Genomic DNA, 13662 nt, shown 5'->3' with positions numbered 1-13662 from the left:
ACCCCCAGACGGGCTGAAATACACGACCGGCGCTGGCAGGTGACCGCGTCCTCGGACGACCTACTTCTGCAGCACCGACAAGTCCTCGTCCGCCTCCGGCACAGCCACCATCCCCCGGTCATCCGGCAGCGTCTGCACCGTGAAGCCCGACACGCCGTCCTCCGTCACCGCCAGTGTCCGAGCCCCGTACACCGGCCCGCCCGACACCGACTCCACCGTCAGCGCGTATGTGCCCTTCAGGCCGGTCGGCACCGGGATCTCCACGTCCTGTGTGGTCCCGGACTTGATCGTGTACGTCTTGGACGCCGCCGTGCCCCCCGCACTTCCCGCCGACGCCGTCACCTTGACCTCGGCCGTGCGGAAGGGTGCCGCCAGGGACAGGGTCGTGCCCTTCGCCCTGTTGTCGACCACCGTCGCGCGCGTGCCGACCGGCCGGGTCGCCGGGATGAACGCCGTCTCCTGCTTGGCCCCCTTCCCGCGAATCACCCGCACCGCCGCGACCACCGGCACGGACTGATCCGTGGGCGTGAGCACCAAGGACCCGGCCTCCCCGCGCATGACGTCCCCGAGGTCCACCGCACTCGTCATCCCCGCCTTGACGTGCAGCGTCTCGCTCCCGGCAGGGGTGATCAGCCCGGACGGCGAGGCAAGCCGCACCTTGAGGTCCGCATCCGCGTCCCCCGGCGTGAACGCGATCAGCCGCACAGCGGTGGCGTCCTTCGGGATGCCGGGCAGCACCAGGCTGCCCGCCGGGTCGGTGGACGTGGCCAGCCAGTCGCCGCCGAGCCTGTCGTCCAGCGCCTGCACCGAGGCACCCACCCGACCGCTGCGCACACTCACATGCACGGTCACATTGGTCTGCTTCGCATGGGTGAGCGTGGACAGCAGGATCGGCTCAGCGGAGTGCGGCTGGACGGTGATCCCGTCGCCCACCGTGGTCTCGAGCGCACCGTCCTTGCCGTAGAGCTCGATGTCGACGACGGCGGCGGAGTCGTCGGGGTTGGTCAAGTGCACGTAGTCCGTGCGGTCGGCGGCCGTACTGGCGCCCGGGAACCAGAACTCGGTGTCCGGCGCGGTGCAGTTGACGCCCTGCAGCCCCCGCCCCGAGCCCACGGCGACCCCCGTGGTCTCCTGGACGGTCCACCCGGGCGCGAACTTCCCGTCGGCGGTCCCGAGGAGCGCCGGCGAGTCGCCCCCGGACACGTCCCCGGTGACGGGCTCACCCGGTTCCTTGACCTCCAGCACGGGCTTGGCGGCCTTACCGCCCTTGCCGTCCTCGTCCGCCTTCTTGCCGTCGGCGTCCGCCTTCTGCGCGGCGGCCGCCAGCAGTTCCGCCTTCCCGCCGCTCCCCGTCCCCTTCGTGACGGGCGTGAACGACGTGTACGTCGTCTCGGCGAGGTCCGAGATGCTCGGCGCCGGACACACCAGGCTCGTGCGCTCGACGGGCAACTCGGCAGCGGCCTTGGCCGTGTTCGGGCCGGACGCGTCCGGTGTGGTGAACGCCGCGAACCCGGTGACGGCGGCGAGGGCGGTGACGCCGGCGATGAGGGACAGGGTGGTGCGGTTCACTGCTGGCTCCCGTCGGAACGCTCATTGCCCTGCGGATGCGGCTGCGCGGGGTCGTACGTGGCGTCGTAACCCTGCTGGTACGTCTGGTCGTAGGACGTGTCGTACGACGCCGTGGAGGACTGCCCGCCGTATGCGTACGGGTCGTACTGGCCGCCCTGGTACGGGTCGGCCTGGTACGTCTGGTCGTAGGCGCCGCCCGCCGGGTACTGCTGACCGCCCGGGTACTGCTGCTCCCCGCCGTAACCGCCGTACTCGTTGCCCGCCGCGTAACTCGGCGTGTTCCACTCGCCGTAGGACTGCTGCTGCGGAATCGCCGCAGCAGTCTCCTCCTTCGGAGGGGACGGGAACTCCCCGCCCTGTCCGGCCTCTTCGGCCTCGGCCTGAGCGCGCAGGCGACGGGCGCGGCGGCCCTCGCCCGCCACGGCCTCGGCCGGGACGGCCGGCTCCTCGGGCAGGTCGTCGTCGATGTCGCGGCGACGTCCGGGAAGGGCCATCACGACGAGGACGAGGGCGAGGAAGCCCTGGACCCACAGCCAGGCGGTGTGTCCGATCGGGTCGTCGTAGGTGACGTCCAACCTGCCGCCACCGGCCGGCAGCTCGAAGCCCTGGGCCCAGCCGTCGACCGTGGTCGGAGTCAGCGGCTTGCCGTCCAGGGTGGCCGTCCAGCCCTCGTCGGCACTGTCGGCGAGGCGCAGGACACGCCCCTCGGAGCCGCTCGGGATCGTGGTGTGGATCTCGACGGGGCCCGCGGCGACGGGCTGAGGCTCACCGGCGCCGGACGCGTCACCGGGGGCGGAACCGGACTCCGACGCAGCCCCGGACCCCGACGCGGCGACGATGGCCGCGCGCGACACCTGCCGGTCGACCCGCCACAGCGCACTGCCGTTCTGCTCGCTCAGCCGCGACAGTCCGGGCGTGGCGTCCAGCACGCGCGCGACCTCGCGGGGAGCGCCCTTGTGGACGAGGACGTACCGCACCGCGAACGCGCCCAGCTGGTCGGCCTGGTCGGCGCCGGAGCCGGCGACGAGGTTGGCGACGATCTTGTCGAGCTTGGCGTTCTCCCCGTCGGCCGCGGCGAGCTCGGCGTCGCCGAGGCGGGCGCCGGAGCCACGGACGAGCATGTAGCCGACGTGGGCCGAGGAGTCGCTGTCGAGGACGAGGGTGCGGGCCTGGTCGCGGGTGCCGCTCTCCTCGGCGACGAACGCCGGGACCTGTACGGGATCGCGTCGCTCCAGCGGCCCGTCGGCGCCGCGGATCATCCAGCCGGCGGCGACGAGCAGCGGGCCCGCGGCGGCGGCGAAGGCGATCAGCGCAGCGACCGGCTGGCGCCAGCCGAAGCTCTGCTCGGCCACACGCGCGCGTGCGCCGTCGGCGCCGAGCACGGCGGCGGCCAGGAGGGCGATGCCGTAGACGAGGGTGGCGGGGCCGGCCCAGGTGGAGCTGTTGGACAGGGCCGCGAACACGAGGCCCAGCAGGGCGACCGCCCAGGCCGTGCGGATTGCCCACTGCCGCTCGGAGCGCATCAGGGCGGCCAGCGCGGCCAGTACGACGCCGATGAGCATCAGCCCGCTGACGGTGCCGGGTCCGCCGGGGCTGGCGCCGAGCAGATCCAGGGCGGACGCGGCCGAGGGGTCGTACTGCAGTCCGGCCTCCTGGAAGAAGCCGAACGGAAGCAGCGACAGCGACCAGGGCGCGAGCATCAGCAGGGGGACGCCGAGCTGGGCCAGGAAGCGCAGGCCGTACGCGGTGATGTCGGCGCGCCGCACCGCCAGCAGCCCGAGGCCGAGGACCAGCGCGATCGGCCACACGATCGGCGTGAAGGCCGTGGTGATCGTCAGCAGCAGCGCGTAGGCCCAGGTCGCGCGCCAACTGCCGCGCGCGCCGTTGCTGTTCGCCAGGCCGCTCGCCGCGATGCCCGCGCGCGCGAGGAACGGCAGCAGGACGGCGAGGACGGCGGTGCCGATGCGGCCGCCGGCGAGGGCGCCGGTGGCGGCGGGCAGGACGGCGTAGACGACGGCCGCCCACGCGCGCAGCAGGCGGGACTCGACGAGCGGACGGGAGGCGAAGTAGGCGGTGAACCCTGCCAGCGGCACCGAGCAGACGAGCAGGACCGTTACCGCGAGCCCGGTGGAACCCAGCAGCATGGAGGCGAGCAGCGCCACGATCGCGAGATACGGCGGCGCGGACGGTGTGCCGCCCGCCCCCACCGGATGCCATGCGTCCAGGTAGCGGGACCACAGCTCACTCGACTCGGCCGGTGCGGGCAGCAGCGCACCGCCCGCGAGCGCGCCGCCGCCGAGCAGCTCCCGGCAGGCGATCAGCGAGGCGAACAGGAGCACCAGGAAGAGCACCGGTCCGGGCTTGCGGGCGACGCGCTTGAGGCGGGCGAACTGCTCGATCTCCAGGAAGTCCGCGTCGTCGCCGCCGGGCCCGGACTCGATCGCGCCGCCGTGCCGTCCCGCGCCGGGGGCGGCCTCGGCGTCGGAACGGCCGACGAGGCTGCCCGCGACCTGTTCGACGGTGGCCCGCACGGTCGCGCCGGGCGGCGGGAACAGCGCCCGCAGCTCACCCTTGTCGATGACGGGCGTGCCGCGCCTGCGGCGCCCGGCGATGATCCGCTCGGGGCGCAGCAGTGTGCCCATGAGACCGCGGATCTCGTCGAGGGCCTGTCCGGGGACCTTGCCCACGAGGTAGGCGAGGGTCCGCAGGACCGTGCCGACGACCAGGCGCAGCAGCACCCAGGGCAGCACGGCCGTACGCGTGTTGACGAGCAGGGTGTAGACGGCGCCCGCCTTGTCGACCTTGTGCGGGGAGGCGGCGGTGCGGCCCACGCAGTCGACGGTGCGGCGTTCGCGGGAGGCCGCCTCGGCGTGTCGTACGACTGCCTCGGGGGCGACGAGGACGCGGTGGCCGGCGGCCGTGACGCGCCAGCACAGGTCGACGTCGTCGCGCATCAGCGGCAACCGGCGGTCGAAGCCGCCCAGTTGTTCGAACACATCGCGCCGGATCAGCATGCCGGCGGTGGACACGGACAGCACGGGCCGTACGTGGTCGTGCTGGCCCTGGTCCTGTTCGCGGCGGTCGAGGCCGGTCCAGCGGCGGCCGGAGTTGGCGATGGTGACGCCGACCTCCAGGAGCTGCCGGCGGTCGTACCAGCCGCGCAACTTGGGGCCCACGACGGCGACGTCGTCACGGCCGAGCTCGTACTCGTTCTCCACGACGCGCAGCAGCTGGGCCAGGGCGTCGGGTTCGGGGGCGCAGTCGTCGTGCAGCAGCCACAGCCACTGCACGGGCTCCCCGTGGGGGAGTTCGGGCATGTCGTAGGCGTCGTCGCGCCAGGTGCGCGTGACCGGGTCCCAGCCGCTCGGCCGCTTCAGATAGGTCAGCTCGTCCGGGGTGAGGACGGGGGCGATGCGGTTGGCCTCCTCGACGGCCTGGCCGAATCCGGTGCGCCGGGCGAGGTGCAGTACGCGGTCGTCGCCGAGGGCGTCGGTGACCAGCTGCGCGGAGTGGTCCGCGCTGCCGGTGTCGGCCGCGACGGCGAACTGGACGGGTCGCTCCTGGCCGAGCAGCCCGGCGAGCGCGTCGGGCAGCCAGCGGGCGCCGTCGTGGGAGACGAGCACCGCGGTCACCACATGACGCGGAAACTCAGGCGTGGCAGCGGGGTCGTGATGGGCTGCCGAGTGGCTGTGCACGGACATCGAGGTACGGGCCCCGGTTCGATGGACTGCGGTGGACGCCTGTGCCCCTGGGGACAGCGGGGCGTCTCGGACGAGCGACCACACTATCGGCTGGGCATGACGGCGGCCCGCCGCCTGTGGACAACCCAGCGCGACGGGCTCTTCGAGACCTGTTCGAGGCGTACGTACGTACGGATATGTCGTGCGGATGCGTGCGCTTCAGACCTGTCGAGCGGTCCTGCGGCCCGGCCCGCGACGGCCGGACGGCCTGCGCACGGTCAGACGGCGGCCTTCTTCAGCCGGCGGCGCTCGCGCTCGGACAGGCCGCCCCAGATTCCGAAGCGCTCGTCGTTGGCGAGGGCGTATTCGAGGCACTCGGAGCGGACCTCACAGGCGAGACAGACCTTCTTGGCCTCGCGGGTGGAGCCGCCCTTCTCGGGGAAGAAGGACTCGGGGTCGGTCTGGGCGCACAGCGCGCGCTCCTGCCAGCCGAGTTCCTCGTCCGCGTCGTCGACCAGCAGTTGCTGCACCAGCTCGGTCATGTGCGCCCCTCGTCTGTCTTTCGCGTCCCCGTGATGTAGCCGTTACCGATTTCGGCTGAACGACACGAGTGAAATTACAAGTGTGCTGCTCCGGGCGAGTCAAGCCGAGATCTGCTATTGAGCCCCTTATTCACTCTGCGGAACCAAGGCCTAGCGGAAAGTGTTCAAATCGGCATAAACCTTGACAAGCAGGCGAGGCCCCGGAGGGTGTCCGACCCCGCGCAGAGCCTGTACGGAAAAGGACGCCCAGAAGTTCGATCTCGTTGCACGCGTGCGTAGAAGCGAACCGGATCACAGTCGGATCACAGGATCACAACGACGCCCGAGCGCCTGGATGTGCGCCATGTGTCCCGGGTCACGCGTGAACAAACCTTTCGCCAGAGAGATGAACCGGATGAGGTGAAAGATGTCCCACACCCCCGGGCGCCGAGTTGACAGTGCGGGCATGAACCGATGTCCTTATGGGCATGCTCGCGAACTTGGCACTCACCTCGACCCGCACCGCCGGGTCCCACGGTGCTGCCCGCGCTCGCTGTAGCTGTTGCTGTCCCAGCTGTTGAGCCCAGCGCGCTCCGGCTGCCTCTGAGTCCACCGCGACTCGGCTGCTTGTTCCCACGCCCGAACCCAGGGCCCTCCTGTCCCCCGCGACCCGGGCGGACGGTAAGCGACACCCAGCCATCCCCCGCTCTTCCGCCAAGGAATCCACGCACCTCATGAACAGCGACAGCGACCTCCAGATCGCCGGCGACATCCTCGAAGTCCCGCACCTCCTCCAGACACCCCGCGAGCACCCGGCCACCGTCGCCGAGTTCGTCGGCCTGGCCCGCTCCCTCGCCGCCGACCGGTCCCAGTGGGAGCACCTCGTCCAGTACGACGCGACCACGCGCTGGTACCACCGGCTGCGCACCGGCCCCGGCTACGAGGTGTGGCTGCTGTCCTGGGTCCCCGGACAGGGCAGCGGACTGCACGACCACGGCCGGTCCTCCGGTGTGCTGACCGTTCTGGACGGCACGCTGACCGAGCGCACCGAGCGCGGCACGCGCGTGCTGGCGGCGGGCGCCCAGCGGGTGTTCGCCCCGGGCTATGTGCACGAGGTGGCGAACGACGCGCTGGAGCCGGCGGTCAGCCTGCACGTGTACTACCCGGGCCTGACCGAGATGCCGATGCACACCACCCCCGCCTGCGAAGCTGGTATCGAGCCGAGTCCGGTGACTGCCTGACCCGTTGTCGTACCCGCCTGCAAGACTTGCTCCCATGCGCATTGTGGTTCTGGCAGGCGGCATCGGTGGTGCCCGGTTCCTGCGTGGTCTGAAGCGGGCCGTGCCGGACGCGGACATCACGGTCATCGGCAACACCGGGGACGACATCCACCTCTTCGGGCTGAAGGTCTGCCCGGACCTCGACACGGTGATGTACACGCTCGGCGGCGGCATCAACGAGGAGCAGGGCTGGGGCCGGGCCGACGAGACCTTCCATCTCAAGGAGGAGCTCGCCGCGTACGGCGTCGGGCCGGAGTGGTTCGGGCTCGGCGACCGGGACTTCGCCACGCACATCGTGCGGACGCAGATGATCGGCGCCGGATATCCGCTGAGCGCGGTGACGGAGGCGCTGTGCGACCGCTGGCAGCCCGGCGTCCGTCTCATCCCCATGACCGACGACCGCGTCGAGACCCATGTGGCCGTCGAGATCGACGGCGAGCGCAAGGCCGTCCACTTCCAGGAGTACTGGGTACGGCTGCGGGCCTCGGTGCCGGCCGAGGCGATCGTGCCGGTCGGCGCGGAACAGGCCAAGCCGGCGCCGGGCGTCCTGGAGGCCGTCGCCGAGGCGGACGTCGTGCTCTTCCCGCCGTCCAACCCGGTCGTGTCCGTCGGCACGATCCTCGCCGTTCCCGGTATTCGCGAGGCGATCGCCGACGCCGGGGTGCCGGTGGTGGGCCTGTCCCCGATCGTCGGGGACGCGCCCGTGCGCGGGATGGCCGACAAGGTGCTCGCGGCGGTCGGCGTGGAGTCGACGGCCGCGGCGGTCGCCGAGCACTACGGCTCCGGGCTCCTCGACGGCTGGCTCGTCGACACCGTGGACGCGGGTTCCGTGGAGCGGGTCGAGGCGGCCGGGATCCGCTGCCGGGCCGTACCGCTGATGATGACCGACGTCGACGCGGCCGCGCAGATGGCCCGGGAGGCGCTGGCGTTGGCCGAGGAGGTGCGGGGGGCTTGAGCGGCGAGGAGTCGACAGCGGCGCCGGGCACGTCAGCCGGGGGCGCGGTGGCGGGCGCCGCCGACGGGGGCGGGCCGGATGCCGCCGCCCGGGACCGTGCCGGACGAGCACCTGCGAGCGGCGGGGCCCCCGGTTACCGGGTCTGGGCCGTCTCCGGGATCCCCGAGGTCGCCGCGGGCGACGACCTGGCCAAGGTGATCGCGGCCGCCGAGCCCGGGCTGGCCGACGGGGACGTGCTGCTCGTCACCTCGAAGATCGTGTCCAAGGCCGAGGGGCGGGTCGTGGCGGCGGGTGACCGGGAGTCCGCGATCGACGCGGAGACCGTGCGGGTCGTGGCGCGCCGCGGCACCCTCCGCATCGTCGAGAACCGGCAGGGACTTGTGATGGCCGCGGCCGGGGTCGACGCCTCCAACACCCCCGCCGGGACGGTGCTGTTGCTGCCCGAGGACCCGGACGCGTCCGCGCGGGCGATCCGGGAGGGTCTGCGGGAGGCCCTCGGCGTCAGCGTCGGCGTCGTCGTCACCGACACCTTCGGCCGCCCCTGGCGCTCGGGGCTCACGGACGTGGCGATCGGTGCCGCAGGCGTGCGTGTGCTGGACGACCTGCGTGGGGGCACGGACGCGTACGGCAATCCGCTGAGCGCGACCGTGGTGGCGACGGCGGACGAGCTCGCCGCCGCCGGTGACCTGGTGAAGGGCAAGGCCGACGGCCTGCCCGTCGCCGTGGTGCGCGGGCTGGCGCACACGGTGGCCGAGGAGCACAGCGAGGGGGCGCGGGCGCTGGTGCGCGGCGCCCGTGACGACATGTTCCGGCTGGGCACCTCCGAGGCGATACGGGAGGCGGTGACCCAGCGGCGTACGGTACGCGCCTTCACGGACGAGCCCGTCGACCCGGGGGCCGTACGCCGAGCGGTCGCCGCGGCCGTCACCGCGCCGGCGCCGCACCACACCACACCGTGGCGGTTCGTGCTGCTGGAGTCGGCCGAGTCGCGGACGCGGCTGCTCGACGCCATGCGCGACGCCTGGATCGCCGATCTGCGGCGGGACGGCAAGAGCGAGGAGTCGATAGCCAAGCGGGTGCGGCGCGGGGACGTGCTGCGCAACGCGCCGTATCTGGTGGTGCCCTGCCTGGTCATGGACGGCTCGCACACCTACGGCGACGCGAGGCGGGACGGGGCCGAGCGGGAGATGTTCGTCGTGGCCGCCGGTGCCGGGGTGCAGAACTTCCTGGTCGCGCTGGCCGGGGAGCGGCTGGGGTCGGCGTGGGTGTCGTCGACTATGTTCTGCCGGGATGTGGTGCGGGAGGTGCTCGGGCTGCCGGCGGACTGGGATCCGATGGGGGCGGTGGCGGTCGGTCATCCGGCGGAGGAGCCGCGACCGCGTCCGGAGCGGGATGCCGGAGCCTTCATCGAGGTGCGGTGACCGGGGCCGCCCGGCGCGTACGCTCGTAGGACCCCTTCGGTACCGGCGCTCGTAGGACTTCTCCAGCACTAGGACCTCATCCGTGGCAGGACGTTTCGCTCCACGACCCACGCGTACGACGGTGCGCGGCGGGCATGTCGCCGTGCCCGGGGGGATACCGCGTCAGGCGCCGGCGCCGGGGCGGGTGCGCACCTGGGTGCCGGACGGGCCGCTCGATCTCGGGCTGGTGCTGGGTCCCTTGCGGCGTGGGCCGGGCGACCCGACCTTCCGTGCAATGCCGGACGGCTCCGTGTGGCGGGCCAGCCGCACGCCTGCCGGACCCGCGACACTGCGGGTCAGCGCGCGGGGTGCCGAGGTGCGGGGTGAGGCGTGGGGGCCGGGGGCCGAGTGGCTGCTGGAGCAGTTGCCGGAGCTGCTCGGGGCCGCCGATGACCCGTCCGTGTTCGTGCCGCGGCATCGGCTGGTGGCGTTGGCCCGGCATCGGCGGCCGGGGCTTCGGCTGACGCGGACCGGGCTGGTGCTGGAGTCGCTGATTCCGTCGATCCTGGAGCAGAAGGTCACGGCCGACGAGGCGTATCGGGCGTGGCGGTTGCTGGTGCGGAAGTTCGGGGAGCCGGCGCCGGGGCCCGCGCCCGCGCGGATGTGTGTGATGCCGGATGCGCGGACGTGGGCGCTGATTCCGTCCTGGGAGTGGCATCGGGCCGGGGTCGACAACAAGCGCGCGTCGACGATTCTGCGGGCCGTGCGGGTTGCCGCGCGGATGGAAGAGGCGGTTCGGATGGAACCGGGTGCCGCGCAGGCTCGGTTGGAGGTCGTGCCGGGGATCGGGCCGTGGACGTCGGCGGAGGTCGTGCAGCGTAGTCATGGGGCGGCGGATGCGGTGACCGTGGGGGATCTGCATCTGCCGGGGATCGTGGGGTTCGCGCTCGCCGGGGACCGGGACGCGGATGACTCGGTGATGTTGGAGTTGCTGGAGCCGTATGCGGGGCAGCGGCATCGGGCGGCTCGGTTGATTCTGCTGAGCGGGCGGGTGCCGGCGCGGCGGGCGCCGCGGATGCCGCGGGGGGATATCGGGCGGTTGTGACGGGCGCGCGCCGCGCGGTGGGTGCCGCGAGGGTGGTCGCCCCCGCCGCCCCTACCCGTCCCGTCCTCCAGGGGCTGCCGCCCCTTCGACCCCGCGTACCTGGGGGCCTGCGGCCCCCAGACCCCCGCTATCGGCCCTGAACGGGCCTCGTCCTCAAACGCCGGACGGGCTGAGATTGCTGGACCGGCGCCGAGAAGTGACCACCACCGGCTACAGGAAAGCAACCGCCACCCGGTGCGCGGCCCCAGCGGGTGGGTGGGGGCTCGGGACGGCACGGCCTCGTCCTCAAACGCCGGACGGGCTGAGATTGCCTGGACCGGCGCCGGGAAGTGGCCGTCGCCCCACCCCCCTCACCCACCCGCCTACAGATCCGGCGAGAACCGCACCGCCCCCGCCGGAATCCGCGCGTCGCACCACACCCGTACGCCCTCCCTCAGCTCGTTGTCGGCGCCGATCACCGCGCCGTCGCCGATGACCGTGCCGGTGAGGACGGAGCGCTCGCCCACGCGGGCTCGGGTGCCGATGAGGGAGTCGGTGATGACGGCGCCGGGTTCGATGACGGCGCCCGGGAGGATGGTGCTGCCGAAGACGCGCGCGCCCTCCGCCACGAAGGCGCCCTCGCCCACCACCGTGCCGCCGGTGAGCTTGGCGTCGGGGGCCACCGTGGCCGTGGGGAGGATCAGACGGTCGCCGCAGCGGCCGGGCACGGCGGGGGAAGGGGCACGGCCCAGGACGAGGTCCGCCGAGCCGCGGACGAAGGCCGCGGGGGTGCCGAGGTCGAGCCAGTACGTGGAGTCGACCATGCCCTGCAGGTGGGCGCCCGCCGACAGGAGGTCGGGGAACGTCTCCCGCTCCACGGAGACCGGGCGGTTCGCCGGGATCGTGTCGATGACGGAGCGGCGGAAGACGTACGCGCCCGCGTTGATCTGGTCGGTGACGATCTCCTCGGGGGTCTGCGGCTTCTCCAGGAACGCCGTCACCCGGCCGGTGTCGTCCGTGGGGACGAGGCCGTACGCCCTCGGGTCCGTCACCTTCGTCAGGTGCAGGGAGACGTCCGCGCCCGTCGTCTCGTGCGTGCGGACCAGGGCCCTGATGTCCAGGCCGGTGAGGATGTCGCCGTTGAAGATGAGGACCGGGTCGTCGGGGGCCGAGTGCAGGCGGGAGGCGACGTTGCGGATGGCGCCGCCCGTGCCGAGGGGCTCCTCCTCCGTCACGTACTCCAGATGGAGGCCGAGCGCCGAGCCGTCGCCGAAGTACGGCTCGAAGACCTCGGCCAGATACGACGTGGCCAGGACGATGTGTTCCACGCCCGCCGCTCTCGCTCTCGCCAACTGGTGGGTGAGGAACGGGACCCCGGCCGCCGGGACCATGGGCTTCGGCGTGTGCACGGTGAGCGGACGCAGCCGAGTGCCCTTGCCGCCGACCAGGAGGATCGCTTCTGTCACCTGTCGTCTCTGCTTCCTGCCGGGACCGGCCGAACTGTCTTTCGACCGGCCAGTGTATGCAGACCGTTTTGCGGCGCCCTCGACGGCAGTGCGGCGATCCGCCTCATGTCCCCCGACGGCGGTGAACGCGTCTCCAGGTCCACCCTTGCTTACGTCTGCTTACGTCACGGCTCGGTTCCGGCTCAGCGTCCCTGGTAGCGGGCAGCCGCCGCACGGGCCGTGCCGATCTTGCGGTAGAGCTGCCATCCCGGGCACTGCGTGGAGAAGCCGTCCCGATGGCCGGAGATCACATTCAGTCGTACGTTCTTTCCCTTTCGATAGAGATTGCCACCGGCGGACTTCAGGTATGTCTTTCCACGCGGATTGGCCCCGTACAGGCCCAGTTTCCAAGCCGTGAGCCGGGCGATGGCCCGCACCGCGGCGCCGGACGGCTTGGTGGAGCCGTAGCTGCCGAGGACGGCGATCCCCATGCTGTTGGAGTTGAACCCACGGGTGTGGGCGCCCAGGACCGGCTTCGCCACTCCCCCGGCGCGCCCCTCGTAGATGTTTCCGCACTTGTCGACGAGGAAGTTGTAGCCGATGTCGCGCCAGCCCATGCTCCGCACGTGGTAGCGGTAGATACCTCGGATGAGCGAGGGAACCTGCGAGCACCGGTACCTGTTGCCGGTCGCCGTGTGGTGCACGAAGGCCGCCTTCACCTTCCTCGTGTAGACGAACCTCCGCTCCCGCCAGCTCTCGTTCGCGCCCCAGCCGCGCCGCGTGACGATGCGTGGCCGCGGCCCGATGTACGGCCTCGCGCGCTGGGCCTGCGTCAACTCCCCACCGCGCAGGGCGAGCAGTTCCCGCTCGGTCTCGGCCAGGCCGAGGGCGGGGATCTCGGCGGCACCGAGGGGGGCGAGTTCGGCGTTGGCGGCGGAGGCCGCGGCGGCGGAGGAGGCGGCGAGGGCGTCGGCGGTCTCGCCGGTCTCGGTCATCAGGGATCCGGGGCGGGGTGCGCCGCCGAGGTCGCCCGGGGCGGGGGCGGCCGCGCCGGGATCGACGAGTTCGAGGCGAAGGCCGAGTGGCAGCAGAGCGGCGAGCCCGGTGCCGGCTGCCGCATCGTCATCGCCCCCTGGGTCGTGGTCCGAACGGGCGTCGGCGCCCTCCGCCGTGACCCGCGCCTCGACGCCGTCGGACTCCCCGACCCACAACGGTGCCGTGGAGCCGCGTACCCGGCCGGAGGCGCGTTCGACGGTACCCGGGTCGGCCGCGTGTTCGTCGTTGTGCGTCTCGACGGCCTGCCAGCCGGACCAGGTGCCCGTGCCGACCGCACGGGTGCGGACCTGGACGCGGCCGTGCAGTTCGGCGTCCGGGTCGTCCCACACGACGCCGACGAGGGAGAAGTGCGGTACGCCCCGGCGGGACAGGCCCTGTTCGGCGGGGGCGCCCTCGGTGCGGTCACGGCTGAGCGGGGTGAGGGGCAGTGAGTGGGTGGCGCCGGGGACGTACACCCCGGCGTCCCCATGACGCACCGTCGGCCCGGCCACCGTGTGCCCGCTGGTGGCCGCTTCCGCGCCGGGTGCCGGTCTCGCGGTCGCGGCGACGGCGGGTGGGGTGAGCGGCAGGGCGAGAACGACCGCGCACGTGACACCGATCGAGGAAGCAAGGAATCCACGCATGCCCCTGATATTGGACATAGTCATACAAAACTGTCCATTGAGGAACTGA

At 72.5% G+C, this 13662-nt stretch carries 9 protein-coding genes; 4 read left to right on the top strand and 5 right to left on the bottom strand.

All coding sequences use genetic code 11. The annotated features are described in order from the left end of the window. Positions 1-60: 60 nt before the first annotated feature. The 3 genes from AQI70_RS25845 to AQI70_RS25835 all read right to left on the bottom strand — a co-directional run bounded on the left by AQI70_RS25845 (position 61) and on the right by AQI70_RS25835 (position 5791). Positions 61-1569 (bottom strand): DUF5719 family protein, encoded by a 1509-nt coding sequence (locus AQI70_RS25845; RefSeq protein ID WP_062154063.1) that lies wholly within the window; start codon positions 1567-1569, stop codon positions 61-63. Then, the gene (locus AQI70_RS25840) at positions 1566-5270 is read right to left on the bottom strand and encodes a glycosyltransferase family 2 protein (protein ID WP_107117082.1); all 3705 of its coding nucleotides are present in this window, start codon (positions 5268-5270) and stop codon (positions 1566-1568) included. The genes AQI70_RS25845 and AQI70_RS25840 overlap by 4 nt, the downstream gene beginning before the upstream one ends. Positions 5271-5527: 257 nt before the next feature. Then, positions 5528-5791, bottom strand: a complete 264-nt coding sequence (locus tag AQI70_RS25835; RefSeq protein WP_003975777.1) for a WhiB family transcriptional regulator — start codon at positions 5789-5791, stop codon at positions 5528-5530. Between the two features lie 713 nt (positions 5792-6504). Here AQI70_RS25835 and AQI70_RS25830 point away from each other — a divergent pair. The 4 genes from AQI70_RS25830 (at position 6505) to AQI70_RS25815 (ending at position 10510) form a co-directional block, all read left to right on the top strand. Beyond that, positions 6505-7011: a cysteine dioxygenase gene (locus AQI70_RS25830; protein WP_062154059.1), complete on the top strand. Its 507-nt coding sequence runs from the start codon at positions 6505-6507 to the stop codon at positions 7009-7011. 34 nt (positions 7012-7045) lie between these two features. After that, on the top strand, positions 7046-8005 hold the full coding sequence (gene cofD / locus AQI70_RS25825) for a 2-phospho-L-lactate transferase (RefSeq protein WP_004000716.1): 960 nt from the start codon (positions 7046-7048) through the stop codon (positions 8003-8005). A gap of 47 nt (positions 8006-8052) precedes the next feature. Beyond that, positions 8053-9426 (top strand): coenzyme F420-0:L-glutamate ligase, encoded by a 1374-nt coding sequence (locus tag AQI70_RS25820; protein WP_062154176.1) that lies wholly within the window; start codon positions 8053-8055, stop codon positions 9424-9426. Positions 9427-9508: 82 nt separating this feature from the next. Then, positions 9509-10510: a DNA-3-methyladenine glycosylase family protein gene (locus AQI70_RS25815; RefSeq protein ID WP_062154057.1), complete on the top strand. Its 1002-nt coding sequence runs from the start codon at positions 9509-9511 to the stop codon at positions 10508-10510. A 362-nt stretch (positions 10511-10872) separates the two neighbouring features. Here AQI70_RS25815 and manB read toward each other — a convergent pair whose 3' ends face one another. Both manB and AQI70_RS25805 read right to left on the bottom strand, forming a co-directional pair. After that, the gene (gene manB / locus AQI70_RS25810; RefSeq protein ID WP_062154055.1) at positions 10873-11955 is read right to left on the bottom strand and encodes a mannose-1-phosphate guanylyltransferase; all 1083 of its coding nucleotides are present in this window, start codon (positions 11953-11955) and stop codon (positions 10873-10875) included. 182 nt (positions 11956-12137) lie between these two features. Beyond that, entirely contained in the window at positions 12138-13613 is a 1476-nt protein-coding gene (locus AQI70_RS25805; protein WP_062154053.1) for a peptidoglycan recognition protein family protein, read from the bottom strand. Positions 13614-13662 lie beyond the last annotated feature (49 nt).

It is taken from the genome of Streptomyces curacoi, from assembly GCF_001513975.1.
Taxonomy (GTDB): Bacteria; Actinomycetota; Actinomycetes; order Streptomycetales; family Streptomycetaceae; genus Streptomyces; species Streptomyces curacoi.
The sequence above is the reverse complement of the archived record's forward strand: the minus strand, read 5'-3'. Positions and strand labels throughout refer to the sequence as shown.